We start from the raw sequence: 26,508 nt of genomic DNA on the forward strand, positions 1-26,508 counted from the left end.
AAAACATATGTGCAATAATCCTGTGGATGCATTAGCTGAAGATTTAATCACCTTTTTTCCAATGATGTTAAAAAAAGTTATAAGGCTTGATACAGTATATATTAAAAATCTTCCAAATACAGAACCCATTAAAATTCTTCCATTAAATCAATTAATGGTGTTAGGAATTCTTCATGAGGAAGGAGATTTACCAATTTCAAAACTATGTAAAAAGTTAACTATTTCTAGTCCACAAATGACAATTATTATAGATAAATTAGTTGATTTAAATTTGGTTTATAGGGTTCATAATGAACAAGATAGGAGAACAATCAATATTAATATTACTGGAAAAGGTAAAGAATATAGTTTAGAAATATTAGAAATAGTCAAGGAAAACTTAAAGAATAAACTTATAAATTTATCATCAGAAGATTTATTAATATTACTAAATTCAATAGAAGTTACTAAAAGAATATTTAAGAAAATGGAATAAAAAAACAGATGAAAGCGAGTCAAATGTGAGCTTTCATCTGTTTTCTATGTATAGGAATTAATATTCACTTTTGTTTACATCTATATTTAATTTACCTAATTTTTCATAAATAGAGGCTAAAGATTCCAATTCATAAGGTTCTAGATAGGAAAGATAGCTTTTTAATACTCTGAGACATTTTCCTTCAAATCTATTTAGTAGCTTTTTTCCTTCATCTGTTATAGAAACTAGTACAGCTCTTCTATCCTTTTCACCATGTCTTCGACAGACTAATCCATTATTAGTCAATCTATCGATCATTGTTGTTATGGCACTTGGCTTAACTCCCATTATTTCAGCTAAATCTGTAACTTTGAATGATTCTTTTTTTGATAATAAATTCAACATATTAAACTGTGTTTCAGTTATTCCAAATTCGGTTAAATCTCTAAGGTTATCAGCAATTTTTATACTGGTATTCCATAATGCAACTTGTGCACGAGAAACATAATCTTCTTTACTTTTCATAAGTGTTTTCCCCCTTGAACATCTATCTTGAATGATATAATGAAACAAATGAAAAGTCAAGAAATTACAATGATAGTATAACTTGCAGTTAAAAAATATTATTACTAAAAGTTCTTTTTTTATCAATAACAATGAGCAATATTTTTTATATTTAAAAATAAATTATACTTATAACCAACTTTATATAAGTTTTAATTTATGAAAAATAAAATGAAAAATGCAACTTACCAAGTGTAAAATGCAACTTAGGTGGAAAATAATTGTTATAAGCAAATTCTTATGATATCCTTTGATTTAAAGGAGGCAATCTATGAAAATAAAAATAATTGAGAACCCTTCAATACAAGAAGTTGAAATTCATATTTTGTGTAAAGAAAATAATGAATATATAAAAAAGTTAACTGAATGTCTTACTGAAAAACAAATTACTATAACTGGGAGAATAGAAAATGAATATGTAAAAATTTCCTCAAGAGATATTTATTATTTTGAATGTGTAGATAATAGAACTTATATTTATTGTGAAAAAAATGTGTATCAAAGCAATATGAAATTATATGAATTGGAGGAAAAGCTTAGAGGAACAAGATTTTCTCGTATAAATAAATCTTGCATTATGAATATTAAAAAATTAGAAAAAGTGAAGGGTCAAATTAATGGGAGATTATTGGCTACTTTATATAATGGAGAAAAACTTATTATAAATAGAAGTTATGTGGCTGATGTAAAGAGAAAATTAAAAATATAAGTATATTTAAAGTGGAGGAAGAAATTATGAAGAAAATCAATCAGTATTTTTATGCAGGATGTATTGCATATACAGTGGCATCTACCATATTAATAGTTATGTGTCTTATAAATAATAAAGAGGACTTTCAAGTAAAATCCTACGCTAGCATGCTTATAATGATTATATTGATACAAATAATTCTTTACTTTATGGAAAATTTGCAAGTTAAATCACAGTTTGTACATATGAGTCTTGAATTATTTATGATTATAATTATAACTTTTACTTTGGGAATCCCTACAAAATTAATTAGAATTGAGTCCATATATGATGTCATTGAAATTATTACGATACTTATATTAACTTATGGAATAACTATATTAAGCTTATATTTGAACAGCAGAAATGATGCAAATTACATAAATAGAATACTTAAAGAACGTCGTTAAATAATTTAATGAAGTGGATAGATCTGTAATTCAAAATATTAAGTAATAAAGTTAATAATTAATTAAATAAAAGGAGTGAATGTTAGTGTATTTATTTGGAAATTCTTATTTTGAAACACTTATTCTCAAAAATACTTTTCAAATTATATTTTTATTTTTTATTATTTCCGAAATGCTAATGTGGATTTTTATTAAATGGAGCAATAAAAAAAATGTAGGAAATAAGAAAAATAATGATAGAGGTTCTTATGGTTTTATTATTATTGGTTTTTGTTCTATAATATTTTTAAATCCTATTTGCAGAAAAATTTTTTCTAATACAATTCCTATATTATTTTTTTGGATAGGCAGTATATTTATGATAACAGGAGTTTTTCTACGAGCATATTCTATATACACACTTCGTAAATTTTTTACATTATCTGTACAAGTAAATTCAAAGCAGAAAATAATTCAGACTGGACCTTATAAATATCTTCGCCATCCTGCATATAGTGGTAGTATATTGTCTTTGGTAGGTACTGCATTGTGTTTTAGAAGTTTAGTTGGTATAATAGCTTCACTTGTTGTTATTATTATGGTTTATGGGTACAGGATTATGGTTGAAGAAAAAACTTTAGAGGATAGTTTTGGAATGATTTATAAGGAATATGAAAAAAATACTAACAGAATTATTCCTTTTATATGGTAAACTATTTAGAGATTTTACAACTTGGTGACAAATGAAGGATGGTTTTTACATATCTCTAATATATACTTTATATTGTAGTAAAGGTGTTTTGGCATGCTAAACAACTAAATACAATTTTGGAGGTATTTATCATGAATAGAAAAAGAATATTAGTTTGGGTTTTAACATTATTAGTAGTAGGAGGTGCTTCAGGAGTTACTTATGCAAGTCAAAAAAAGGATGCTACTAAAAATGTAGTAGTAACAGCAGAAAATAAGAGTAGTAATAATTCTTTAAAGCAGGGAACTATGAGTGATGAAGAAGCAATTAAAGCAGCAACAGAAGCTATGAAAAGCTATATGGGAAAGGATGCAAACTATTTTTCACAAATTAAAGTAGACAGATCAGCTGATATTGTAAAGGAAACAGAACGATTAAACAAAGATCCAGAAGAAGCAAAAAAATTTCAAGAAATAAGGGAAAAATATGCAAAAGAACATCCAGAAGATGCAAAGGTAGATGCAGAAAATATGGCTAAAGCAAAAGATCAGAGTATAATATATGTTCTTTTCACTCCTAAAAATTATGATGAAAATAAGATGTGTGAATATTCTGTTTCTATAGATGAGAAAACAGGCGAAATAATAGGTGTAAGAGCTACGAATGACTCGGATAAGGATTTTAAGCCTGCAATTGATGATAATAGAATTAAAGATGCGACTTTAAGTTTATGCAAAAAAATAGGAAAGAAAATTGAAGGTAATACTATAAAAGTGGATAAGAATATTAATTTTGGCAGGTTATTAGTAAGATGTGAGCTAAATGACGGAAGAGATGCCGAATTTGAAATAAATCTTAAGGATTATTCTGTAGTATATTATCAGCTACAGAGTATTAAGCTTTTGCCTTCTATGAAAAAGGACCTCAATAATCAAATTAGACAAATTAAAATTAATTAGTAAATAAAATTCTTAATACTATATGGAGTTTGTTAGGTACTCAACTTTCGCAGTTTAAAAACATTGCAACATAACTTTTTTTGAGAGGACAATTGACAGATGACAGTGAAGGAGGAAAACTCACATTCATTGTCATTTGACCTCTAAAAAGTAATTGATATTATAAAAAATTTAAATGATCAGGGGGACGAGCAGGTAATGATAAAAATATTAGTTGTTGAGGATGAGCTTCCAATATCGAACTTAATAAAGCTGAATTTAAATATGGCAAATTATGAGTGTAAAACAGCTTTTAATGGAGAAGAGGCTTTAAATGAAATTGAAAATGACAGCTTTGACTTAATACTTTTAGATGTTATGCTTCCTAAAATTGATGGTTTTACACTACTTGAAAAGATAAAGCCTCTAGGAATTCCAGTTATATTTTTAACTGCCAAAACTTCTGTTACAGATAAGGTATATGGACTTAGAGCTGGAGCAGATGATTATATAACAAAACCTTTTGAAGGTATTGAATTGTTAGCTAGAATTGATAATGTGCTTAGACACTATGATAAAAATACTAATGTAATAAATTTTGAAGATGTAGAGATAAATTTAGAAGAAATGACAGCCAGGAAAGCAGGTGAAGCAGTAGAGCTTACTTTAAAGGAATTTGAATTATTAGTGTTTTTAGTACAAAATAAAAATGTTGTATTAACCAGAGAAAAATTAATAGAAAAAATTTGGGGATATGACTATGTTGGAGAAACTAGAACTATAGATAACCATATACAAAAATTGAGAAAAAAGCTTCAATGGAAGGACAAAATTAAAACTGTATTTAAATTAGGATACAGGCTGGAGGGTTAAATGAAATTCTGGGAGAAAATATTTTTATGCACTTTGGTTATATTTGAAATATTTTTTGTTCCTTCATCAATATATTTGATTAACAGCAATTTTAAACTAAATCTTAATACAGAAATTAGTTCTGGAATAAATGAAGAGCAGAGATTTTGCTCTTTTGTACAATCAAATTTATTTTTATTTAAAATTCAAAAAGAGTCTAATGCTTATAAGACTGAGCTTGATAAACAAAGTATAGATTCAATGATTAGTACATATTTAAATAATTTTGGAAAACAGGATATATATATTGAGGTAATAGATAACAACAATAAAGTTATTTTTACTAATTTAAGTATGAATATATCAGATAAAAGAGAGGAACTTAATGTTAATCTTAATAAAGTGAAGTATATAATACGTGATATTGATGAAAAAAACTATTTATTCATAAGCAAAAAAATAAATTTAGATAATAATTACTATAAAATTTCTTATGTTAAGGATGTTTCAAGTGTTTATGAAAATAAGAAATATTTATTGGATCTTCTTTTAAAATTAAATATATTTGTTTGTATAATTTTAATTGTAGTAACTATAGCATTAAGTAAGTTTATAGTAAATCCTATAAATAAATTAATTAAAACCACTCAAAAAATAGCTGCTGGAAATTTTAGTGAAAGAGTAAAAGTAATATCAGATGATGAGATTGGATTATTATCAAAGAATTTTAATGATATGGCAGATGTTGTGGAGAATAAAATAAATGAACTAGAGATAGTTTTAGAGGATAAGCAGAGATTTATTGATAATCTTGCTCATGAGCTTAGGACGCCATTAACTTCTATAATAGGTTATGCTGATTTTCTTAGGACTACTAAATATGATGAGGAAACCTTTATAAATTCCTTAAGTTATATATACAGCGAAGGCAAGAGATTAGAAAAATTAGCTTTTAAATTAATGGATTTAATTATTTTGAGAAAAAAAGATTTTGAAATGAAAAGTGAAAATGTTCTTAAGCTTCTAGTTGAAATTAAAGATTCTATGCAGCCAAAATTGGAGAAGAAAAATATTCATTTAGAAATTTCAGCTGAAGATTTAAATTTATCAATGGATAAAGAGTTAATGACGGTGATGATAACTAATTTTGTTGATAATGCTGTTAAAGCATCTAAAATTGGTGATAAAATATATTTAAAAGCATATAAAAATAGCAGTTCTAACATAATACTAGAAGTTAAGGACAGCGGAATTGGTATTCCAGAAGAGGACATATCAAAGGTAATGGAACCATTTTTTATGGTGGACAAATCCAGGGCAAGGGCTAGTAATGGTGTAGGGCTTGGACTCTGTTTGTGTGTGGAAATTGCTAAAATTCATAATGCTAGGATTGATATAGAAAGCAAGGTTAGAGAGGGTACTACAATAAAGGTAATTTTTTAAGAGAGAAAATATTTCATTTTTACAAGAGATTTTGATACTTATAATACCATGTTTAAGAAAGAGAGGTTTAACTAATGACAAAGATACATAATACAGGACATCTTCCAACATATGTGAAATTAACAGGAAAATAGTTTTACATAGGAGGAATAGATTTGTTCTTTAATGATATTTCAGTAAAGAAGCATTTAAAAATAAAAGAAACACCTAATTACATATATATAGAGCCTCATCCACTGCTTAGAAAATATATTGCACACTATACTATATTATTTCCTAATCCGAAAGAAATAGGAAGATGCCTTGATAATATTGGTAATTTAACTTTAGTACCTGACTGTAGTGGTTGTATTATATATACTTATGAAAATAGTGATTTTTCATTAAGCCTTTGGGGAGCAACAACGAAGACGGTTATAGTACAAAATGATGTAAACTTAAAAAAAATAAGATTTTTTATTGAGTTTGTACCGGGCGGCCTGCATGCTATTACGGGGATGAAACAATCAGAACTATGTGATATTCAAACACAAGTAGATGAAGTTGACAAGCATTTGTATGATTCCTTAAATCATGCTGCCGAGATTGCAAATAACGCAGATGATATGGTTTCAATGGTGAATAGGATTTTTTTGAAAGCAGTAGAGAAAAATAGTAAACAGCATGCAGTTATGAGATCTAGCTTAGAGAAAATTAAAGTTGCAAATGGATTACTAACAGTAAAAGAATTATCATCAAGTGAATATGTAAGCCAGCGTCATTTAAATAGATTGTTTAATGAGTATATTGGGATAAACCCAAAAATGTTTTTAAGGATTTCTAGGATAAATTATTCAATAAATATGTTAAAAAAAGCTGAGCATAAAAGTTACGTAAATACATCTCAAATCCTTGGCTATTTTGATCAATCACATTTTATTCACGATTTTAAACAAATATGTGGAGTTTCTCCTAAAGAATTTTTCAAAAACGTGTCTGATTTTTACAATGAACTTTTTAAATATTGATATATAATAAACAATGTTAGAAAAGTATATAGATAGGAGATGTTTGAAATGAAATTTGTATGTCCACTTATAGCTGTTAGTGATATTGAAGCTTCAAAAAATTTTTATGGAAATGTGCTTAATCAAAAGGTGACAATGGATTTTGGAGCAAATGTTACTTTTGAGAATGGTTTTGCAATACAAAAGGGCTTTGCAGAGCTTATTGATATAAATGAAAATGAAGTTGCACATAGGTCAAATAATTTTGAACTTTATTTTGAAGAAGAAGATTTAAATGGATTTGTAGAAAGGCTAAAAAGCTTTCATAATATAGAATATGTTCATGATGTTAAAGAACATCCGTGGGGGCAGAGAGTCATCAGATTTTACGATCCCGATAAACATATTATTGAAGTTGGGGAGAGTATGGTAAGTGTTATAAAGCGATTTTTAAGCCAAGGTTTAACTCCTGAAGAAACATCTAAGCGTACTATGTTTCCTATTGATTATATAAGGCAATTAGAAGAATGTAAATAATTTGATTTTCGCACATATGAAGGTATGACTTAATGTAAAAAAATTATGACGTAAATGAACTCACAATTCACAGTTCACGATGCACAATTTCGGTAGATTTTTCTCCGCTGTGCTGCGAAAAATTTTAAATTTAAAGCTTATTGAAGATATGCTTCAATAGTGCTATATTTTAGATTCCCTGAAGTTTTAACGGAAGAAAATCGTCCTTAATTGTGAATTGTGCATCATGCATTGTGAATTTCTCATTATATGATAATTTTATCTATTAAATTTTGTTTTTATGCTTGTCCAATAGTCTGCATTTTCAAGTCCCAATCTCCAAATAGCAATGCCATTTAAATTATAGGAATTAACTAAATCTAATTTATACCCTAAACTCTGGCCATTTTCAAACCAATCTGAGTGAGTTATACCAGAAGTATCTGTGTAATTGAAATATGGTGATTTTGATATATTATCCCACAGTACAGTGGCATTGTTTGTAGCTGCAATATTGTACATACCATTTATTCCATAAGCTTTCGTACCATTTGATGACCAATCGTATCCGTAAGCTGCAACACCTAACATAATTTTTTCTCTTGGAATTACAGTAGTTGCATATTTAACTACATTTTCAACCCAGGATATAGAGGCAATTGGACCTGCTGTTCCGCCAGGATAGTGTTCATCATAGGTCATTATAGCTATTTGATCACAATACTTTGCCAGTGCAGCATAATCGTATGCTCCGCTCCAGGCATTTGTTGTACTATCACTTGTTTTAGCTGGTACTGAAAGAGTTACTGAAAAACCTTGTGGAGTTAACAAGTTGTAAAGTTCTTGCACAAAAGTTGTGTAGTAGTTTCTATCATAATAGAAAACTCCTTCAAGATCTACATTTACGCCTTTGTAGCCATTTACTTTTAGTGCATTTAAAAGATTATTTTCTAAATTTTGTCTATTTGTCTGATTTTCTAGTACTGATTTTGCAATATTGCCATCAAAATTATTTTGAAGCATTGCATAGGTTTTAATTCCATTGCTATTTGCATAGCTAATTTGGTTAGTTGGAACTAATCCTGAAATATTACCAAGACTGTCTGTGGTATAGGTTTGTGTAGCTATTTCATCGATAGTTGAAGTATTAGCTGCTATTGAATTATAAGAGGATGGATCTCCTGAATAATAATAGGTTGTAAAACCTAAAACTTGTTTTTTAGTTGTAGTTGGTATTATAGGAATTTGCAGTGTATTAGCAGTTACATGAATTGAACTTGTTGAGGTACCATAGCGATTATAAGCTGTGACATAAAACCAATAATTAGTGTTAGAAGTTAGTTCAGACTTTATTAATTTTGTACTAGTAACAGTGGCAATTTTAGTATAGTTAGCATCATTTGGAGAAGCCATATAAACATAATATCCCGATGCACCATATACTGAAGACCAACTCAATGTAAGAGAACTTGTACTAATATCAGAAATAGTTAATCCTGTTGGAGTTGGTGGCGGAGAAACCCTTTTTTTTGCTGCAGCGAATTGCATGTTGGAAATTAAGAAAATAATTGTTGTAATAAATATTAAAAAGCTTTTTTTAACTGTCATCTGTACCCCTCCCTAAATTTGTTATTGAATTAGGCTCGCAAATCTAATATTTCTCTCCTTTGATGATCTAATTATAAAGCCTTTTTTTGTATATTAATAGATTTCTATAGTCACATTGATATAGGGACTAAAGTCATGAAATCTTAGAATATTTTAAAAATTTTTTTAGAAACCAAAGGGTAGAAGGAGGGCACTATAATAGATAACCATCGGATAAGATTAGTTAATTAAAGATAATATTTTTATCCAATGGTTATTATAGGTAATATTTAGGACTTAATTTAGTACAGTAATCTATTCTCAAAAATTATAAAAAAGAGGTTATTTACCTATCATAATATTAAGAATTTCTACGTCAGTTGATTTCATACCTTCATGTCCCACACGACCGATATTTTGAATTGTTTTTTCATAATCCTTTTCCACGAGTCCTTCACCAAATGGAAATACTAAGCCATGTTTTGCCATTTCATATCCCAGTATCCCAGCATCTACTGAACTAGAAATTTTTGCTGCACAGGAAGCTTTGGCTCCATCGCATACAATACCACCAACAGTGCCGATAGAATTTATTATGGTCTTTCCAATTGTATCATAATCACTACCATTCAAATAAGCAATACCACAAGCTGCAGCTGTTCCTGCTGATACAGCTCCACAGTAAGCAGATAAATTCCCTATATAACGTTTTTGATGTAATGATATAAGGTTAGTTAAAACAAGAGCTCTGTAAAGAGTATCTTCATCCGCTCCCATCTCTTTAGCATAAACTAAAACTGGCATAGTACAGGTGATTCCCTGGTTACCACTTCCTGAGTTGATGACTACGGGAAGGGCACATCCATTCATTCTTGCATCAGAACCTGCTGCGGCAGCTGCTTTTGCCTTGGTACGTATATCATTACTACCAAATTTTATAAGAGTTTGTCCAACTTGAGCACCCCAATTATGAGTCAAGCCTTCTTTTGATATGGCAGAATTATATTTAATTTGCCTGCTAATAATATCTCGTATATCATTCAAGTTTACTTCATTGGCAAATTGAAGTATGTCTTTGATATTAAGCTTTGATTTATCACCAGATTGTTTAGTTACTATGTCAGGTTGCTCAAATATTACTTCACCATTTTTTTCAATTTTGGCAATGTGGTTATGTTTTGTTCTGACTTCTACAGCTGACATATTATGTCCAGACGTTAATTCTGCACGGATAAAAAGATTTTCTTCTCCTTTTTCTAGTTTACAGCTGCAGATTCCCTTTTTGCGTAATGCCTTAGCTTTATCGATGTCTTCTTGCTTTACTTCACTGATAACTTGAAGTTCTAAGTTTGCTTTTCCTGCTACGACACCTAAAATAGCTGCAGCTTCCACACCTTTTTCTCCACCGGAATTAGGAACGATAACTCCCTTTACATTTTTAATAATATTGCCACTACAGCAAATAACTATTTTTTCTGGCATTTGTCCAAGAACTTCTCTTGCTTTTGCAGCTGTAAATGCAATGGCAATTGGTTCTGTGCATCCCATAGCTGGAATTAACTCTTCTTTTAATATTTTAACGTAATTGTCATATTGGATTTTATTCATTAAAAAGCCCCCCTTTGTTACTAGCTAATATGATTATAAGAATATGTAATACATTCATAACATCAGTAAACAATATTTCTATGTTATATAAACAGAGTTCTAAGTTTTAGGTGGAGTTCTTTTCTCCATCTGAAACTTAGAAATTGTTATCCAGGGGCGTAGCAGCCGTTATCCCCCACTTTATAAGAAAAGCAGATGTCCCAAATCTTTGATTTGGTGACAGTCGCTTTCGCTGTGTGCGATGGGGTATTACGGCTGGTAGCCATCGGACAAATTTATACTTTAATAGTTGTTCTAATCATATCACGATAAGTTTTAATAATCAATATTATATGCTATATGTATATAATATGTTTGATTAAACCAAATATATTATGAAAAATTTAAAATTTAATGAAAAATATAATAATATATATTATATTGTGATATGATTACAAATGGTGATTTAGATGTTATTCAAGAAACAGATTCTTTTTTATTGACTTCTTTTTTTAAAAAATGTATAATAATTTGACAATAATATTGGGATAAAGGGGTAGTTTTATGGATGGAAAAAACGATAATACATTAAAAAATCAAATTTATAATGCTTTGTTTTCTGATATTATTAATGGAGTATATTCTTCAGATACCGTTCTAACTGAAAAGTTTTTGATGGAGAAATATGGTGTTAGTCGTGCACCAATACGTGAAGCACTTACACAGCTTATTGGAACTCATATACTATCAAGTATACCAAGGCAAGGATATAAAATTATTCAGCCAAGTAAACAGCAATTATTGGAAATTGTAAAATTTCGTTCTGTTTTAGAAAGTTCTTTTTTGGAAAATTATTATATGTATATAGATGAAGCTTTTATCGAGGAACTTAAAAACATTTGTATGAGTCATGCTAATTGTCCTGACAATGATTTTATGGTTCGATGGAATTATAATTGCGAGTTTCATCTTAAACTATTTTCTATTTATGGAAATCAGTATGCGTATAAGCTTTTAGAAGATGCTATGAATATACAGACTATTTTTTTTATACAGAGGAAACATTATAGCAGGACGAGTTTACATAGGGTTTTAATTGATTATTTGGAAAGAAAAGAAATTGAAATGGCTGTAAATATTTTAAAAGCAGATATTGAGAATCTTATGATTTCAGATATTGCTGCTATTCCAACTAATAAGAATAAAAAGTGATATTGCATATTGATAAAAGGTCAGGAATTTTTGAAAGGTTATAATTAGAATTTCAAAGTTTCTGGCTTTATTATTTTTTTAGATTTAATTTTTCAGAATTTTATCATGAAATATGAATTCACTATTACAAAATAGAAATTTTATGCACTAGTATATTTATTAAAAAAATTTCTCAAAATAAATAATACTATTATAAAAAATGGTGGTGCATCAAATGAGTAAAAGATTAAAAACATTTTTAATTGTTATAGGAGTATTATTAGTTATATTTTTACCTTTAATAGGCAGTTATAACTCCATTGTAGGATTAGAGCAAAAAGTTAATGCAGCACAGGCTAATATTGATACTCAACTGCAGAGAAGATCAGATTTAATACCAAACTTAGTTCAAACAGTAAAAGGTTATGCAGCTCAAGAAAAAACAATATTTACAGATGTGGCAAATGCAAGAGCTAAACTTGCTGGAGCCCAAACAATTACTGATAGGGCAAATGCAGATGCAGCACTTTCATCAGCACTTTCAAGACTTTTAGTAATTGTTGAAAGATATCCGGATTTAAAATCTAATCAAAATTTTAGAGATTTATCTGTTGCTTTAGAGGGTACAGAAAACAGAATAGGAATAGCAAGACAAGATTATAATACTGCTGTGAATAACTATAATACATCTATAAGGAGATTCCCAAATTCAGTGATTTCGGGTATGCTTGGTTTTTCCCAAAAAACATATTATAAGGCTAGTCAGGGAGCACAGGAAGTTCCAAAGGTGGATTTTACAAGATAGTTTGTCTTACAGCTTAGAATCATATGGATAATTTATTCATAAAACTAAGTTGTAAAAAAGCTATTTTATATAATCTTAAAATGGGAAATTTAAATGAATAGTAAATTTAAGGTGATAAAATCATCTTTAGGTGTATTACTTTCTGTGCTAATTTTTATTTTGATTTTGCCTTATTTTGTGAAAGGTTCTTCAAATATACTTGAACCAACTAAATTAAAGTATATAAATGATTATGTAGGAATTGTTGATGAAGGTTCTAAAAACTATATTGTATCACTTGGAAGTGAATTAGAAAATAAAACTGGTTCACAAGCAGCAGTGGTTATAATTAGTTCCCTTGAAGGAAAAGATATAGAATCTTATTCCAATGAACTTTTTAGAAGCTGGGGAATTGGACAAAAAGGTAAGGACAATGGGCTTTTAATATTATTATCAATAAATGATAAAAAGTGGAGAGTGGAAGTAGGAAGAGAGTTGGAAGGCGTAATTACAGATATATATTCTTCTAGAGTTATGAATAGTGAAGCAGTTCCTCTCTTTAAAGAAAAAAGATATGGTGAAGGTTTAAAGAATGCTTATTTAGTTTTTGCAAGAGATATAGCTAAAGAATATAATGTTAGTTTGCAAGGAAGTAGTGAAACTGCACAAGATAAAAAATCAGTTTCTGTAAATCCTGTAGTAATATACTACATTTTGGGTGCTTTCCTATTGGATATTTTACTTAATAAAGCAAGGATAACTAAGTTTTTATTCTATTTGCTGTTTTGGAATTCTTTTTGGGGAGGCCCAAGAGGAGGAGGCGGAGGCTTTGGTGGAAGTAACCAGGGCGGATTTGGAGGAGGCAGCTCTAGTGGAGGTGGCTCTTCAGGAAGTTGGTAAAATTGTAAATGAAAATTGAATTATTAACTTATGCTTATTTCAAGGCCTTTTATTAAGATACTTTGAGAAGCATAAGTTAATTTTTCTTGGTTGATGTCCATCTTCAAGATATAACCGTCCATTTTTCTTAATCATCTTATGCAAGTCTTTAAAAAATTTATTCAAATTTCTTACTTGGTGAAACATATCCAATGCATATATTACATATACTGAATCATTGTTTACTTGTCAATTAAAGTTTTATTCAGTTGATTGACAAATTTATCACTTTCATTAAGCCAAGGACTATGACCAGAGTGTTCAAACCAAATAATTTCCTTATGTGGTGCATGTAAAACATTATAATAGTCTTCAATTAATGAAAGTGGAGCATTAATGTCACGCCTTCCTATAAAAAAATAAACTGGTATTTTTAATTTGGCATAATCTTTTCTTAAATCAATATTGTAAAGTTGAGGGTAAATATGATTAAAGGTATTAATAAGGCCCCACAAAAAGTTGATCTTATCTACAAGGTCATATTCCGATGAAGAAATATCTCTCCATGTATTAAAATGAGAATTATATATTCCCGGGTCTTTTTGCATATAAGAGCTTAAGTAATTTAAATACTCTGCACTTTTCCAGGTAACGTCAGCACCATAATATGGTGGATGACCATTTGATCGTAGTTTTGCAATCTTATTAGTATTATTTTTAATTTGAGCTATTTTAATGGCCTTCTCATAATCTAATTCTTCTGTATTAGAGAAATCAACCATTTGTCCTGTCCCAATAAAACTGTAATAATTTTCCGGGTGTTTTTCAGACAAAAAGATACCAAGGGCACTTCCCCATGACTCGCCAACTAAATAGATTTTATCCTTTTTAAATGTTTTACATAGATATTTAGTTAATGCATATCCATCTTGAACATAGGTATTTACATTTAAATTTTTGACATTTGCAGCATAATAGGATTTGCCAGAACCAGGCTGGTCCCAATTCACAACAACAAAATTCTTCTCAAGTTTTTGAAGATTATGGCGTACTGCAGCCATTTGAGTCCCACCAGGGCCTCCTGCTAAAAATAATAGTATTGGATTATTTTTGTTTTCTCCCCTTATGCTAATCCATTCTTGTCTACCATTTAATTGTACTTTTCTTAATTCAGCAATGCTTTTTGGCAGGGGATTTCCGTTCTTATCCACAATTCTGGGAGTGTTAGCTGAAAAATAACTAAATATTATTAATATAAGTATCAATATAAATAAACTTCCTAAAATTACGGTATTTCTTTTTAATTTTAAGATTATGTTATTCAAGGGAGCTTTTTTTCTTATCTTTAGTATCCACAACATCCCAATAATAAGCTCTGTTATAAAGGTTCCCATAATTGAAATAAGAAGTATTGAAAAAATAATTATCTGTATCATAAAAGTTACTCCTCAAAAATATGAATTAAACTAATTACATAGTAATTTTTCTTAATAATATATTTGACTAATGGTCGAATTTATACATTTATGTTATCATCTTTTCGACCGCTGGTCAAATAATGCTTGTTATGCTATAATACTTTTAAGGTAGGTGCTGTGAATGAATAAAAGGGAATTAATACTAGATGCTATGATGGATTTATTGGTAGAGGGAAAAGGTGCCGCTTGTTCTGTTAGTGATATTGCAAAAAAAGCTGGCATTGGAAAGGGAAGTATATATTATTACTTTAAATCCAAAGAAGAAATCTTTGATGCACTAGTTGAACGTATATATAATGAAATTATTGATAAATGCAAGATTTTAATCGATAATGCACAAGTAAATGCTATAGAAAAACTATCCTTGTTTATTCAAAATTATAGAAGTTCTAGGAGATTATCTTCAATTGATACATATTTGCATCAACAGCATAATGCAGCAATACATCAAAAATCACTTGCAAAAATATTATCATCTCTTTCTCCAATTATTGCAGATATTATTAAACAAGGCGTTGATGAAAAGTTGTTTCAGTGCGATAAGCCAGAGGAAACTGCTGAGATTATATTGTCTACATATTGTTTTTTATTTGATCCTGGCATATTTTCATGGACTCATGAGCAAGTTTATAATAAAACAAAGGCATTAGCTGATTTGTTAGAACGTGGACTAATGGCACCAAAAGGAAGTATGAAATTTCTTTGTGAATAATGCAATGTTTTTAAAATAAAGGACCATCTAGTTAAAGCCAATATTTTCATAAAATATGAGCTTTGATTGGATGGCTTTTTTTTTATCGTCTTCTCAACCTTACAATAATGTAATGCTGCTTAACAAATATTGTAAGGTAGATAAATGGCTCATGTTAAGGATGTTTTTTATAATTTATTTAAAGGTTGAAGTTAAAGAATATGTACAGTTCTAAACTTGAAACTTTAAATAAGTAATATTAAGAAAAATACTAGTTAATTTCTTAAGATGTTAAAGCTAAGGAGGAACATGAGCATGTGTTATGAAAGATTTAAAAAAAATACAAATTTCTTGAAAAATAAGTTAATAAAACGGATGTTTGCAATTATATCAATGTTTATAATATGTTTTGGAAGCAACGTTACAGTTTTTGCAGAGTCTAATTCAAGCGATAACTTATTTGGTAGTAAAGATGATATGAAAGTATTTATGGATAATACTTTTCAGAAAAAGATGAAGGAGCAGCATGTGCCAGGAGCAGTTATTACTGTGGTTAAGGATGGAAAAGTTATTTTTAGCAAAGGATACGGATATGCTGATTTAGAAAATAAAGTACCTGTGACGCCTGATAAAACTTTAGTAAGAATAGCATCGGTATCAAAGCTTTTTACTTATACGGCAATGATGCAGCTTTCTGAACAAGGTAAGGTAGATTTGAAGGCTGATGTAAATAAATATTTAAAAGGATATACCTTAAAAAATAAATATTCAAATCCAGTAACAGTGGAAGAACTTCTTACACATACATCTGGTATAGATGATAATAGAATAGCAGATTTGTCAAAAGATAAAAGAGATTTACTTCCTATGAATGATTTTTTAAAAAAACATCTACCTAAAGTAATAAGAGAGCCTGGAACTGTCATTAATTACAGCAGCTATGATGCAGCGTTAGCGGGTGGGATTGTTGAGCAAGTTTCTGGAAAACCTCTTAATAATTTTATTAAAGATAATATATTTAAACCACTTAAAATGAGCAATTCAACATTAAATAGAGATATGAATCCAAAAGGATTGGAATGTGGTTACAATTATGAGAATGACAAGATAGTTAAAGCTGAACTATTGAAAGGATATTTTAATAATTATGCTGTTGGTGGTATAATATCAACTTCTGAGGATATGGCTAAATTTATGATAGCTCAGCTTAATAATGGAGCATATAGGGATAAAAGAATTTTACAAGAAAGCACAGCTATTGATATGCATAGTCAGCATGCAACTTTTGATAAGAGATTGCCTGGAATGGCTTATGGGTTTAATGAAAAATATATAAAAGGGTATAGGGCAATTGAGCATCCAGGATATTCACCAGATAATATATACAGTGATATGACTTTATTTCCAGATGAAAATTTAGGAGTTTTTATATCTATAAATCAAGGAATGAATAATCTACCAGATGAAATTGTGTCAGAAATGGTTGCAAAATATTTCCCAAAGAAAGAAGAAGCAAAGAATAAAAAGCCTTATTATACATCAAAAAGCAATCTAAAGGATTTTATAGGCACTTATAGATTTAGTGAAAACCCTGTAAGTACTTTTCATAAAGGGGATGCCTTTCCAGAAGGAGAGGATGTCACTGTAAGCTTAAAGGATGGAAAAGCCTTAACATTAACAGGTAAAGATGTTTTTGTTGGAAATAAATATAGCACAACTCTCAAAGAAATAGAACCATTGGTATTCAAAAGAGATGATACAGGAGAATATGTAGTATTTAAGAAAGATAAGAATGGACAAATTTATTACCTAGCACAGCAGCAGGACAGCTGGCATGGGACTTATGAAAAACTTAAATGGTATGAACTTTCAATTGTGCAAATAGGAGTAACTTTATTTTCTTTAATAATATTCTTAATTGTAATTATATTCTCTATTGGAAGGATAATTTATAATACAATAAAGAAGAAAAATGGTGAGACAAATCCTTTGAAAAAAACTAATTTTTACATGACTTTTGTAATAAGCTTATTAAATATTACTTTCTTTATTGCAGCATTATTCGTACTGGGAGAACCAACACGATATGGTATAAGTGTGGGCGCCAAATTGTTACTATGTGTGCCAATATTGAGTTTAATTTTAAACTTACTCTTTTTAGTTTTTATAGTAATGGACTGGATGAAGAAAAACAGTAAATTACATACTAGATTATATTATTTGATTGTAGCTCTTACAGGAATACTATATATGTGGTTTTTAAATTATTGGAATCTTTTTGGATTTAAGTATTAGAAAATATGAGCGCAAATTGGGAGGATTATCTATGAAGGTATTGACTGTTGAAAATGTAAAAAAGGTATATGGTAGAAGTTCAGGGGGAAGTGTTTCAAAGGCATTAAATGGGGTTAGCTTTGATGTGGAAAAAGGAGAGTTTGTAGGTATAATGGGACCTTCAGGAGCAGGAAAATCCACATTATTAAATGTTATAGCAACTATAGATACACCGACTTCAGGGAGTATAAAAATAGGCAACCAGGATATAGTTAATTTAAAAGAACCTAAACTTTCTAGATTTAGAAGAAAAAAATTGGGATTCATTTTTCAAGACTATAATTTGCTTGATACTTTAACTTTGAAGGAAAATGTAATACTCCCTTTAGCACTTTCTAAAGTAAAGGCTAATGAAATAGATAAAAGGGCAGAAAGAATAGCCGCTGCATTAGGTATAAGCAACATATTTAATAAATATCCTTATGAAGTGTCTGGGGGACAAAGACAGAGAACTGCTGCAGCTAGAGCTATAATAATTAATCCAGAACTCATACTGGCAGATGAACCAACGGGTGCTCTTGATTCTAAGTCATCAAGGGAGCTGCTTGGATGTATGAGTGAATTAAATAAGGAACAAAATGCTACAATTTTAATGGTAACTCATGATGCCTTTGCAGCCAGTTTTTGCAGAAGAATTATATTTATAAAAGATGGAGAATTGTTTACTGAAATAAGAAGTAATGGGGACAGAAAGGAATTTTTTGACAGAATTTTAAAAGTTTTAGCAGTACTTGGAGGTGGAGTAAATGACCTTCATTAGTCTAGCTGTAAATAATGTTAAGAAAAACTTTAATAATTATGTTATGTATTTAATAAGTGCTGTGTTTTCTGTTATGATATTTTATATATTTTCTTCTATAGCCTTTAATGAGGTGATTATGAAACTAGCAGATAATAAGCCTATAGTTAAAGCCATATTCAAAGCTTCAGCGGGTATAGTTGCACTGTTTTCTTTTGTATTCATATGGTATTCAAATAGTTTTTTCTTGAAAAGAAGAAAAAAGGAAATAGCAATTTATTCTATGGTTGGTATGGAGAAAAAGCAGATTGCAAAAATGCTATTTTATGAAAACTTAATTATAGGAGTTCTAGCGATATTATGTGGAATGGTACTAGGCACAATGTTTTCTAAATACTTCTCACTTATGCTGATTTATCTTATGAAGGAAACCTTGAATATAAAATTTACCATTTCACTTAGAGCTTTTGAAATAACTATTGTAGTATTTTGCATACTTTTCCTATTAAATTCTTTTCATAGTTACAGCATAATATATAGATACAAGCTAATAAAACTTTTGTCAGCACAAAAAGAAGGAGAAAATCAGCCTAATACTTCATTAATTACATCAATATTATCTTTGGTATTTATTGCAGCAGGATATATTATGACATATGATAAAACTACAATGCAGTTAGTGAAACTTGGAATACCAGTGGTCATTTTAGTGTCTATAGGAACTTATTTCCTTTTTAGCAGCTTCATTATAATATTTATAAGAACTATTAAGAGAAATAGAAGTGTTTACTATAGGGGAGAAAATATGATATCTGTATCACAAATACTCTATAGGATAAAAAGTAATGCAAAAACTCTTTCTGTTATTGCACTCTTAAGTGCAGTAACCTTAACTTCTGTTGCAGCATCGTATTCATTTTATAAAACTACAGAAAATGATATGGGAAAGAATATGGTCTTTTCCTATGAATTTGTCAATGCAGATATCTCTTTAAATAAAAAAATTGAAGGCATAATAAATAAATATAACAATAAATTTATTTCACGAAACGATTTAAAACTCATAAGTGCAAAAGTAAATCTACCTATTTTGAATAAAGATGATTTTGAAGGAAAAATAATATCACAAAGTAATTATAATAGTGTGATTACAATAAAAAATAGGGGAAACAAGGTGAACTTAAAGGGCAATGAATGCTTATTTATTCAAACAAGTCAGGGAAGCAGTAAAAAGCATAACTATTTACGTAATCCGGTTTTAGTTAAGCTAGAAAATTCAACAATAAATTTTACAATTATAAAATATACAGATGTACAAGTAGTAAGTCCTGCTGTAGCAGCAAGCACAATTGTTGTTTCAGACAAAGCCTTTAAAGCTATAAGTTATCAAAATAAAATTACTAATATGAATGGATATATAGTACAAAATCCAGAAAAATCAAAGGAACTTACAAAAAAGCTGAATGAAGAAGTACCAAAAGACATATATGTAGATTCTTATTATGACTCTTATCAGGGGTTTTATAAAGGTGGAGCTATTTTAATTTTTATTGGAATGTTCTTAGGAATATTATTCTTCTTAGCAACAGGTAGTATAATATCTTTTAAACAATTGATGGAGGCATCTGATGATGAAAGAAGGTATTCGACTTTAAGAAAAATAGGCATGAACAGGCAGGAAATAAAGAAGTCCATAGCGAAACAATTATCAGTAACATTTGGAATGCCTTTAGTAGTTGCTATTTGTCACAGCACAGCAGCTTTAATAATATTTCAAAGATTGATGAATGAGAAAATAATGAACTACTGTATAATAATAATGCTAGGATATATACTTATGTATTTTATATATTATATAATAACTGTAAATTCTTATACGAATATTGTTTGTAAAAGAGAATAGGGATATTTAAAGACTGGGGTGTGCTATGTTTAAGATACTTGTAATTGAAGATGATGAAGTTATAGGAGAAGAAATACTTAATGCAGTGAGAAAGCATGGATATGAGGGAAAAACAATTGAAGATTTTAATAGGGTAATAGAAGAATTTGTTAAATACAAACCAGATCTGGTGCTTTTAGATATAAATCTGCCAGCTTATGATGGTTTTTATTGGTGCGGAAAAATAAGAATGCTTTCAAAAGTGCCTATAATATTTATATCTTCTAGGACAGAAGAAATGGATATAATAATAGCAACAAATATGGGCGGAGATGATTATATCACAAAGCCCTTTTCAATAAACATATTATTAACTAAGGTAAATGCGCTTCTAAGAAGAACTTATTCCTATTTTAATGATTCAAAATCGGATGTAATTGCACACAAAGGACTGATATTAAATTTAAAAGATGATACGATCATGTATAATGGTAATAATATTCAACTTACTAGAAATGAATTTAAAATTCTACATATACTTATGAAGAATAAAGGTACTATAGTAAGTCGTGATAGGATTATAAGAGAACTATGGCAGGATGAAAGTTTTGTTGATGATAACACTTTGACTGTAAATATTGCAAGACTTAGAAAGAAACTTAAGAATGTTGGTCTCCCTAATTATATTGAAACTCAAAAAAGTATGGGGTATATAGTATGACATTGAGAGAATATTTAAAAGATAGGAGAAATTTAATTGCTTTTTTTAACATACTCATGGTATTTATAGGCGGAATGATTTTATTTGATAGTTCTATAAGAATGCTAAAATCTAATGCAGAATATTTAATTACAGTTTCTTTTTTACTTTTCATAATATATCTTGCAATTGATTATAGCTTAATTAGATTTAATATGAACAAAATTAGAAATATACCTAAGGAAGGATTAGAATGGATTCACAGTTTACCTTGTCCAAGGAATTATGAACAAAAATTTTATCTTGATGTAATTAATAAATTGTATGGAAATGCTAATATACAAATAGAACGGCTTAATAATAATAATAATGAAAGTGTTGAATTTTTAACTACCTGGGTTCATGAAATAAAAACGCCTATTGCTGCATCTAAACTAATTATTGAAAATAACTTAAGCCGTGAAAATGAAAAGACATTGTATGGAATAGAGATGGAGATAGAAAAAGTAGAAGATTATGTTCAAAAAGCTTTGTTTTATTCCAGAATAAATGATTTTTCTAAAGATTACAGAATAGATAATGTTAAAATTGAAACTGCAGTAAAGGAAAGTATAAAAAGTGAGGCGTCCTGGTTTATAAATAAAAACATAAAGTTGAAGATAGAAAATCTAGATGTAGAGGTTGATACTGATTATAAATGGCTTGAATTTATAATAAAACAAATTTTAGATAATGCTATAAAATATACACCTAAAGATGGAGGCATACATATATATACAAAAGTACAAGAAAAGGAAAAAATTTTATATATAAAAGACAACGGAATAGGCATAAAGAAAGAAGATATTAGAAGAGTCTTTGAGAAAAGTTTTACAGGTTATAATGGAAGGGTAAAGCAGCATTCAACTGGGATGGGGCTTTACATAAGCCAAAAACTTGCAAAAAAGTTAGGGCATTATATAGTTATAGAATCTAAATATGAAAGAGGCACTGAAGCTTCAATTCATTTTCCCAAGTTAAATAAATATATCTAATAGACAAGAAAATTACAAGTTTTATCCGACAAGGGTATTTGACATTAATCTATAGCACAGGTTGATATAATTTAATTTAATTGCTTTTTTTGATATAATACTTATATAAAATTTTTTAGATGATGAAGGTGATGTTCTAGTGTCAAAAAATATATTTTCTGGTTTAGAAGATTTAGGATTTGATGATATAGATGGAATAGATTTGTACCATACAAAAAAAGAAAAAATAGAAAAAGAGGAATTACTTCAATTAACGGATGAAGAAAAACAAAAAAAATTATTATATGATTGTGAAATTATATGTCCGGTTTGTGATAATGATTTTAAAGCTAGAGCAGTTAAAACTTCAGCTGCAAGAATTTTAAGAAGAGATTCTGATTCATTTATTATATTTGATGTTATAAATCCTTATTTTTATGATGTATGGGTTTGCGACAAATGTGGATATGCCGCAATGAAAAGGGATTTTAATAAAATTAGAGATTCTGAAATTGAGCTAGTAAAAGAAAAAATCAGACCAAAGTGGCAGCCTAGATCTTACCCGGAGGTATATGACGTGAATGTAGCCATAGAAAGGTTTAAACTTTCTTTATTAAATTATTATGTGATAGGTGCAAAAGCTAGTAAAAAGGCAATGAATTGCTTAAAACTAGCCTGGATGTATCGAATATTAGAGAACTCTGAAAATGAAGCTGTATTTTTAAGACAGGCTTTAGAAGGGTTTAACTATGCTTATTTTAATGAAGCATTTCCCTTATATAACATGGATAAGTTCACTTCTATGTATATTATAGGTGAATTGAATAGAAGATTAGGAAATAATGATGAAAGTTTAAAATGGTTTAGCCAGATAATAACGACACATGGAATTCCTTCAAAGCTTAAGGATCGAAGTAGGGAGCAAAGAGATTTAATAAAAGAAGCTGAACAATTGGAAAAAGGTGTTGATGAATTAAATAACGATGAGGTTATTTCGAAAGAAACTGAAAAACCTAAAAAAGGATTTCTTTCAAGATTTTTTAGTTAAACGGATGGTATTAAACCATCCGTTTTGCCCATAAATTTGTAAATTAGTCCACCTACTATGTATATTAAATATTAACATAAAATGAAAAATAACTAAAATACTTTTATGATTTCATAAACTGTAGTATTATGTGAATGAATTGAACTTAAAGTGAGTTTTTGAAAGGGGAAATATTTATAATGGAATCCACAGAAATTATTGAGCTACCTTTGGACGTATCAGTGGATATTGATGAGGGAATAGAAAAATTTCAATCTTTTATGATGAGTTATAGTTCTGCTATAAAAGAAGTTAGGACTAAACTTGAAATATTAGATAAAGAATTTAAAGTAAAGAGGAAAAGAAATCCGATAGAATATATTAAATCTAGAGTTAAGGAACCTAGAAGTATAATAGGAAAACTTAAGCGAAAGGGTTTAGAGTTAACACTTGAATCGGCAAAGAAAAATTTGAACGATATAGCAGGCATAAGAGTTATTTGTTCATTTGTAAGTGATATATATGAAATTGCAGATATGCTTAAAAGACAGGATGATATAACTTTGATTAAAGAAAAGGATTATATTAAAAATCCAAAACCAAATGGATATAGAAGTTTTCATATGGTTCTGGAAATTCCTATATTCTTTTCAAACCATGTAGAACCGGTGAGAATAGAAGTACAGATAAGGACTATTGCTATGGATTTTTGGGCAAGCCTAGAACATAAATTGTATTATAAAACAGCTGGGAAAGCTCCAGTACATATAAAGAGTGATTTAAAGGAATGTGCGGATGTTATATCAAGAACAGATATTAAGATGCAGAATATACAACAGGAATTGGAGAGATTGAATTAATTTCAAATAGAATTACTTTGCTAGGAATGGGAGGAATTAATTTGTACTGTTGTAGAATTGACTGAAAAAGCAAAAGAAAAATCTGACTCATTAGTGGGTATAGTTTCAAGATTTAAAGTATAGAGGTGTTATAACATGGAAAGATTAAATAAACTTTTGGGAGGATTATTTGGAGTAGCCTGTGGAGATGCATTAGGGGCAACTTTAGAATTCTTATCTCAAGAGGAAGGATGCAAAACTTATGGGTATCTAAAAGACATTATAGGCAGAGGCCATTGGAAGTTGAAGCCTGGACAGGTTACAGATGATACCATGATGACTTTATGTGTAGCAGGAGGAGTGCTTGAGAATCCTGAATGTCCTATTGAATCTATAGGTAATAGATTTGTTAAATGGTACAATAGTGATCCTAAGGATATAGGAATGACTTGTGAGCTAGCTATAAAAAAGTACATTGAAACTGGTGATTGGAAAGAGGCCTCATTTTATGTACATCATATATCCAAAGGCAGGACAGCTGGAAATGGAACCATTATGAGATGTATACCAGTTGCATTATATTACAGAGATTACAGCAAAATGATAGATATAACCAAACTGCAATCTAAAATGACACATTATGATGAAAAAGCAGCAGATGCCTGTGTATTATATAATACCGCCATTTATAAATATTTAAATGGAGAAACTAAGGAAAAGACTATTGCAGAGGCAATTGACAGCAATGAAGACTATAAGGATGTGATGAATATGAAAAAAGAAGAACTTATACCTTCAGGGTATGTAGTTGACACTTTAAAGTGTGCACTCTGGTGTTTTATGAACAATTCAAATTTAGAAGACACAGTATGTGAGGCTGCAAATTTATGTGGAGATGCTGATACTGTAGCTGCAGTTGCAGGGGGACTTGCGGGTACCTATTATGGATATGACAGTATTCCTGAAAGATGGAAAAATAAAATAGAGGTAAAAGATAAATTAATGAGTATTGGAGAAGAAATAAATAGCACATATAATTGATATATAAATATTTTCTCCTCAATTGAAAATACTAGTTTATATAAATAATAAATAGTAAATCGAAGGAGGAGCAAATATGAATTTTCCAACATCTTTTCCAAAGCAGCATCAAAATCATCATCCGGGATTTCAGTATGAAATGAATCCTATGCCTATATGTGATGATGCTGTGTATAATAGAAAAGGAGATCTTTTACAAGGAAAAACTGCCATAATTACAGGTGGTGACAGCGGTATAGGTAGAGCTGTTTCCATAGCTTATGCGAGTCAAGGTGCAGATGTAGTAATTGTATATTTAAATGAACAAAAAGATGCTGAGGAAGCTAAAAGACTTGTAGAGAGTAAGGGAACAAAGTGCACACTTATAGCAGGGAATATTAGTGATGTAAATTTTTGCAATAGTGTTGTAGAAAAAACCATAAGCGAATATGGGAAAATAGATATACTAGTTAATAATGCTGCTGTTCAATATGAATGTACTGATATAAAGCAGTTATCAGATGAACAATTTGACAGGACTTTTAAAACCAATGCATACGGAACTTTCTATATGACAAGGGCAGCAATGCAGCACTTAAAACCAGGGGCATGTATAATAAATACAGCTTCTATAGTGGCTTTTAAAGGAAGTGCCACGCTTATAGATTATTCCATGACAAAAGGTGCAATAGTAGCTTTTACTAGATCATTATCTACTGCACTTGCAAAGGGGAAGACTGGAATAAGGGTAAATGCAGTTGCACCAGGGCCAATCTGGACACCGCTTATACCATCTTCCTTTGATGAAACAAAGACTTCTCAGTTTGGTGCAGATACTCCAATGGCAAGAGCAGGGCAGCCTGTGGAATGTGCAGGAGCTTATGTATTTTTAGCTTCTGAAAATGCATCTTATGTTACAGGTCAGACTATCCATGTAAATGGAGGAGAAGTAGTGAACGGTTGAATTAACCTACTAAACCTTACCGATTCCCATCAAATATTGACTATTGCCACTAAACTTTGGCGAAAGCGTCATTCGGGTTGGAATTCCACCAACCCCAAATTCAAACAAAAACAAAGTAAAATCCCAGAGCTGAGAGCAAAATCTCGGCTCTATACTTAATGCCGAGAATTAGATTTAAGTAATCTTAGAAAAACTTGTTTAGGTGCGTAGCTACTATTATGAACAGC

General features: G+C 29.5%; 26 protein-coding genes. 22 read left to right on the forward strand and 4 right to left on the reverse strand.

Features of this window, described 5'->3' with window-relative positions:
- Positions 1-7 precede the first annotated feature (7 nt).
- Positions 8-475, forward strand: coding sequence for a MarR family transcriptional regulator (locus DMR38_RS10110; RefSeq protein ID WP_127721201.1), 468 nt, complete (start codon positions 8-10; stop codon positions 473-475).
- A gap of 57 nt (positions 476-532) precedes the next feature.
- Here DMR38_RS10110 and DMR38_RS10115 read toward each other — a convergent pair whose 3' ends face one another.
- Positions 533-982, reverse strand: coding sequence for a MarR family transcriptional regulator (locus tag DMR38_RS10115; RefSeq protein WP_127721203.1), 450 nt, complete (start codon positions 980-982; stop codon positions 533-535).
- A gap of 310 nt (positions 983-1,292) precedes the next feature.
- Here DMR38_RS10115 and DMR38_RS10120 point away from each other — a divergent pair, with 310 nt between their 5' ends.
- The 8 genes from DMR38_RS10120 (at position 1,293) to DMR38_RS10155 (ending at position 7,587) form a co-directional block, all read left to right on the forward strand.
- A complete protein-coding gene (locus tag DMR38_RS10120; protein ID WP_127721205.1) occupies positions 1,293-1,730 on the forward strand; it encodes a LytTR family DNA-binding domain-containing protein in 438 nt (145 codons plus the stop codon).
- Positions 1,731-1,756: 26 nt separating this feature from the next.
- A complete protein-coding gene (locus DMR38_RS10125) occupies positions 1,757-2,161 on the forward strand; it encodes a hypothetical protein (RefSeq protein ID WP_127721207.1) in 405 nt (134 codons plus the stop codon).
- A 178-nt stretch (positions 2,162-2,339) separates the two neighbouring features.
- Entirely contained in the window at positions 2,340-2,852 is a 513-nt protein-coding gene (locus tag DMR38_RS10130) for an isoprenylcysteine carboxylmethyltransferase family protein (RefSeq protein ID WP_175412980.1), read from the forward strand.
- A 131-nt stretch (positions 2,853-2,983) separates the two neighbouring features.
- Positions 2,984-3,790, forward strand: a complete 807-nt coding sequence (locus tag DMR38_RS10135; RefSeq protein WP_243124544.1) for a hypothetical protein — start codon at positions 2,984-2,986, stop codon at positions 3,788-3,790.
- Positions 3,791-3,988: 198 nt separating this feature from the next.
- Positions 3,989-4,642, forward strand: a complete 654-nt coding sequence (locus DMR38_RS10140; protein ID WP_127721210.1) for a response regulator transcription factor — start codon at positions 3,989-3,991, stop codon at positions 4,640-4,642.
- Positions 4,643-6,064, forward strand: coding sequence for a HAMP domain-containing sensor histidine kinase (locus tag DMR38_RS10145; RefSeq protein ID WP_127721211.1), 1,422 nt, complete (start codon positions 4,643-4,645; stop codon positions 6,062-6,064).
- Between the two features lie 155 nt (positions 6,065-6,219).
- Complete coding sequence (locus tag DMR38_RS10150; protein WP_127721212.1) at positions 6,220-7,071, forward strand: helix-turn-helix domain-containing protein; 852 nt, start codon at positions 6,220-6,222, stop codon at positions 7,069-7,071.
- A 48-nt stretch (positions 7,072-7,119) separates the two neighbouring features.
- On the forward strand, positions 7,120-7,587 hold the full coding sequence (locus DMR38_RS10155) for a VOC family protein (RefSeq protein WP_127721213.1): 468 nt from the start codon (positions 7,120-7,122) through the stop codon (positions 7,585-7,587).
- Between the two features lie 258 nt (positions 7,588-7,845).
- Here the strand turns inward: DMR38_RS10155 and DMR38_RS10160 are convergent, their stop codons facing one another.
- Together DMR38_RS10160 and DMR38_RS10165 are read right to left on the reverse strand one after the other, a co-directional pair.
- Positions 7,846-9,174 carry a glycosyl hydrolase family 18 protein gene (locus DMR38_RS10160; RefSeq protein ID WP_127721214.1) on the reverse strand — a complete coding sequence of 443 codons (1,329 nt, stop codon included), beginning with the start codon at positions 9,172-9,174 and terminating at the stop codon, positions 7,846-7,848.
- A 321-nt stretch (positions 9,175-9,495) separates the two neighbouring features.
- Positions 9,496-10,761 carry an L-serine ammonia-lyase, iron-sulfur-dependent, subunit alpha gene (locus DMR38_RS10165; protein WP_127721215.1) on the reverse strand — a complete coding sequence of 422 codons (1,266 nt, stop codon included), beginning with the start codon at positions 10,759-10,761 and terminating at the stop codon, positions 9,496-9,498.
- A 543-nt stretch (positions 10,762-11,304) separates the two neighbouring features.
- Here DMR38_RS10165 and DMR38_RS10170 point away from each other — a divergent pair.
- From DMR38_RS10170 to DMR38_RS10180, 3 genes are all read left to right on the forward strand, one after another.
- Positions 11,305-11,952: a GntR family transcriptional regulator gene (locus DMR38_RS10170; protein ID WP_127721216.1), complete on the forward strand. Its 648-nt coding sequence runs from the start codon at positions 11,305-11,307 to the stop codon at positions 11,950-11,952.
- Positions 11,953-12,166: 214 nt separating this feature from the next.
- Positions 12,167-12,736 carry a LemA family protein gene (locus tag DMR38_RS10175; RefSeq protein ID WP_127721217.1) on the forward strand — a complete coding sequence of 190 codons (570 nt, stop codon included), beginning with the start codon at positions 12,167-12,169 and terminating at the stop codon, positions 12,734-12,736.
- A 93-nt stretch (positions 12,737-12,829) separates the two neighbouring features.
- On the forward strand, positions 12,830-13,615 hold the full coding sequence (locus DMR38_RS10180) for a TPM domain-containing protein (RefSeq protein ID WP_127721218.1): 786 nt from the start codon (positions 12,830-12,832) through the stop codon (positions 13,613-13,615).
- A gap of 221 nt (positions 13,616-13,836) precedes the next feature.
- On the opposite strand, the gene DMR38_RS10185 is transcribed toward DMR38_RS10180, so the two are convergent.
- Entirely contained in the window at positions 13,837-15,030 is a 1,194-nt protein-coding gene (locus DMR38_RS10185; protein WP_127721219.1) for an alpha/beta hydrolase, read from the reverse strand.
- Positions 15,031-15,193: 163 nt separating this feature from the next.
- Between DMR38_RS10185 and DMR38_RS10190 the strand changes: the two genes are divergently transcribed.
- The 10 genes from DMR38_RS10190 (at position 15,194) to DMR38_RS10235 (ending at position 26,281) form a co-directional block, all read left to right on the forward strand.
- A complete protein-coding gene (locus DMR38_RS10190) occupies positions 15,194-15,784 on the forward strand; it encodes a TetR/AcrR family transcriptional regulator (protein ID WP_127721220.1) in 591 nt (196 codons plus the stop codon).
- A 294-nt stretch (positions 15,785-16,078) separates the two neighbouring features.
- Complete coding sequence (locus DMR38_RS10195; protein WP_175412981.1) at positions 16,079-18,058, forward strand: serine hydrolase domain-containing protein; 1,980 nt, start codon at positions 16,079-16,081, stop codon at positions 18,056-18,058.
- A gap of 31 nt (positions 18,059-18,089) precedes the next feature.
- The gene (locus DMR38_RS10200) at positions 18,090-18,857 is read left to right on the forward strand and encodes an ABC transporter ATP-binding protein (protein ID WP_127721222.1); all 768 of its coding nucleotides are present in this window, start codon (positions 18,090-18,092) and stop codon (positions 18,855-18,857) included.
- The gene (locus tag DMR38_RS10205; protein WP_127721223.1) at positions 18,844-20,739 is read left to right on the forward strand and encodes an ABC transporter permease; all 1,896 of its coding nucleotides are present in this window, start codon (positions 18,844-18,846) and stop codon (positions 20,737-20,739) included. Before DMR38_RS10200 ends, DMR38_RS10205 begins: the two co-directional genes overlap by 14 nt.
- A 25-nt stretch (positions 20,740-20,764) precedes the next feature.
- Complete coding sequence (locus DMR38_RS10210) at positions 20,765-21,439, forward strand: response regulator transcription factor (RefSeq protein WP_127721224.1); 675 nt, start codon at positions 20,765-20,767, stop codon at positions 21,437-21,439.
- Positions 21,436-22,452, forward strand: a complete 1,017-nt coding sequence (locus DMR38_RS10215) for a sensor histidine kinase (RefSeq protein WP_127721225.1) — start codon at positions 21,436-21,438, stop codon at positions 22,450-22,452. The genes DMR38_RS10210 and DMR38_RS10215 overlap by 4 nt, the downstream gene beginning before the upstream one ends.
- A 226-nt stretch (positions 22,453-22,678) precedes the next feature.
- The gene (locus DMR38_RS10220) at positions 22,679-23,479 is read left to right on the forward strand and encodes a DUF2225 domain-containing protein (RefSeq protein WP_243124589.1); all 801 of its coding nucleotides are present in this window, start codon (positions 22,679-22,681) and stop codon (positions 23,477-23,479) included.
- Between the two features lie 179 nt (positions 23,480-23,658).
- Positions 23,659-24,318, forward strand: coding sequence for a GTP pyrophosphokinase family protein (locus DMR38_RS10225; protein WP_065079926.1), 660 nt, complete (start codon positions 23,659-23,661; stop codon positions 24,316-24,318).
- A 135-nt stretch (positions 24,319-24,453) separates the two neighbouring features.
- Positions 24,454-25,338: an ADP-ribosylglycohydrolase family protein gene (locus DMR38_RS10230; RefSeq protein WP_127721227.1), complete on the forward strand. Its 885-nt coding sequence runs from the start codon at positions 24,454-24,456 to the stop codon at positions 25,336-25,338.
- Between the two features lie 76 nt (positions 25,339-25,414).
- Positions 25,415-26,281, forward strand: coding sequence for an SDR family oxidoreductase (locus tag DMR38_RS10235; RefSeq protein ID WP_127721228.1), 867 nt, complete (start codon positions 25,415-25,417; stop codon positions 26,279-26,281).
- The last annotated feature ends 227 nt before the right edge of the window (positions 26,282-26,508 follow it).

It is taken from the genome of Clostridium sp. AWRP, from assembly GCF_004006395.2.
In the GTDB taxonomy this organism is placed as follows: Bacteria; Bacillota; Clostridia; order Clostridiales; family Clostridiaceae; genus Clostridium_B.

What these genes read in the sequence shown, in the direction of transcription:
- DMR38_RS10110 (WP_127721201.1), top strand. Translation starts at nt 8, where the DNA reads ATGTGCAATAATCCTGTGGATGCATTAGCTGAAGATTTAATCACCTTT.
- DMR38_RS10115 (WP_127721203.1), bottom strand. Translation starts at nt 982, where the DNA reads ATGAAAAGTAAAGAAGATTATGTTTCTCGTGCACAAGTTGCATTATGG.
- DMR38_RS10120 (WP_127721205.1), top strand. Translation starts at nt 1,293, where the DNA reads ATGAAAATAAAAATAATTGAGAACCCTTCAATACAAGAAGTTGAAATT.
- DMR38_RS10125 (WP_127721207.1), top strand. Translation starts at nt 1,757, where the DNA reads ATGAAGAAAATCAATCAGTATTTTTATGCAGGATGTATTGCATATACA.
- DMR38_RS10130 (WP_175412980.1), top strand. Translation starts at nt 2,340, where the DNA reads ATGTGGATTTTTATTAAATGGAGCAATAAAAAAAATGTAGGAAATAAG.
- DMR38_RS10135 (WP_243124544.1), top strand. Translation starts at nt 2,984, where the DNA reads ATGAATAGAAAAAGAATATTAGTTTGGGTTTTAACATTATTAGTAGTA.
- DMR38_RS10140 (WP_127721210.1), top strand. Translation starts at nt 3,989, where the DNA reads ATGATAAAAATATTAGTTGTTGAGGATGAGCTTCCAATATCGAACTTA.
- DMR38_RS10145 (WP_127721211.1), top strand. Translation starts at nt 4,643, where the DNA reads ATGAAATTCTGGGAGAAAATATTTTTATGCACTTTGGTTATATTTGAA.
- DMR38_RS10155 (WP_127721213.1), top strand. Translation starts at nt 7,120, where the DNA reads ATGAAATTTGTATGTCCACTTATAGCTGTTAGTGATATTGAAGCTTCA.
- DMR38_RS10160 (WP_127721214.1), bottom strand. Translation starts at nt 9,174, where the DNA reads ATGACAGTTAAAAAAAGCTTTTTAATATTTATTACAACAATTATTTTC.
- DMR38_RS10165 (WP_127721215.1), bottom strand. Translation starts at nt 10,761, where the DNA reads ATGAATAAAATCCAATATGACAATTACGTTAAAATATTAAAAGAAGAG.
- DMR38_RS10170 (WP_127721216.1), top strand. Translation starts at nt 11,305, where the DNA reads ATGGATGGAAAAAACGATAATACATTAAAAAATCAAATTTATAATGCT.
- DMR38_RS10175 (WP_127721217.1), top strand. Translation starts at nt 12,167, where the DNA reads ATGAGTAAAAGATTAAAAACATTTTTAATTGTTATAGGAGTATTATTA.
- DMR38_RS10180 (WP_127721218.1), top strand. Translation starts at nt 12,830, where the DNA reads ATGAATAGTAAATTTAAGGTGATAAAATCATCTTTAGGTGTATTACTT.
- DMR38_RS10185 (WP_127721219.1), bottom strand. Translation starts at nt 15,030, where the DNA reads ATGATACAGATAATTATTTTTTCAATACTTCTTATTTCAATTATGGGA.
- DMR38_RS10190 (WP_127721220.1), top strand. Translation starts at nt 15,194, where the DNA reads ATGAATAAAAGGGAATTAATACTAGATGCTATGATGGATTTATTGGTA.
- DMR38_RS10195 (WP_175412981.1), top strand. Translation starts at nt 16,079, where the DNA reads ATGTGTTATGAAAGATTTAAAAAAAATACAAATTTCTTGAAAAATAAG.
- DMR38_RS10200 (WP_127721222.1), top strand. Translation starts at nt 18,090, where the DNA reads ATGAAGGTATTGACTGTTGAAAATGTAAAAAAGGTATATGGTAGAAGT.
- DMR38_RS10205 (WP_127721223.1), top strand. Translation starts at nt 18,844, where the DNA reads ATGACCTTCATTAGTCTAGCTGTAAATAATGTTAAGAAAAACTTTAAT.
- DMR38_RS10210 (WP_127721224.1), top strand. Translation starts at nt 20,765, where the DNA reads ATGTTTAAGATACTTGTAATTGAAGATGATGAAGTTATAGGAGAAGAA.
- DMR38_RS10215 (WP_127721225.1), top strand. Translation starts at nt 21,436, where the DNA reads ATGACATTGAGAGAATATTTAAAAGATAGGAGAAATTTAATTGCTTTT.
- DMR38_RS10225 (WP_065079926.1), top strand. Translation starts at nt 23,659, where the DNA reads ATGGAATCCACAGAAATTATTGAGCTACCTTTGGACGTATCAGTGGAT.
- DMR38_RS10230 (WP_127721227.1), top strand. Translation starts at nt 24,454, where the DNA reads ATGGAAAGATTAAATAAACTTTTGGGAGGATTATTTGGAGTAGCCTGT.
- DMR38_RS10235 (WP_127721228.1), top strand. Translation starts at nt 25,415, where the DNA reads ATGAATTTTCCAACATCTTTTCCAAAGCAGCATCAAAATCATCATCCG.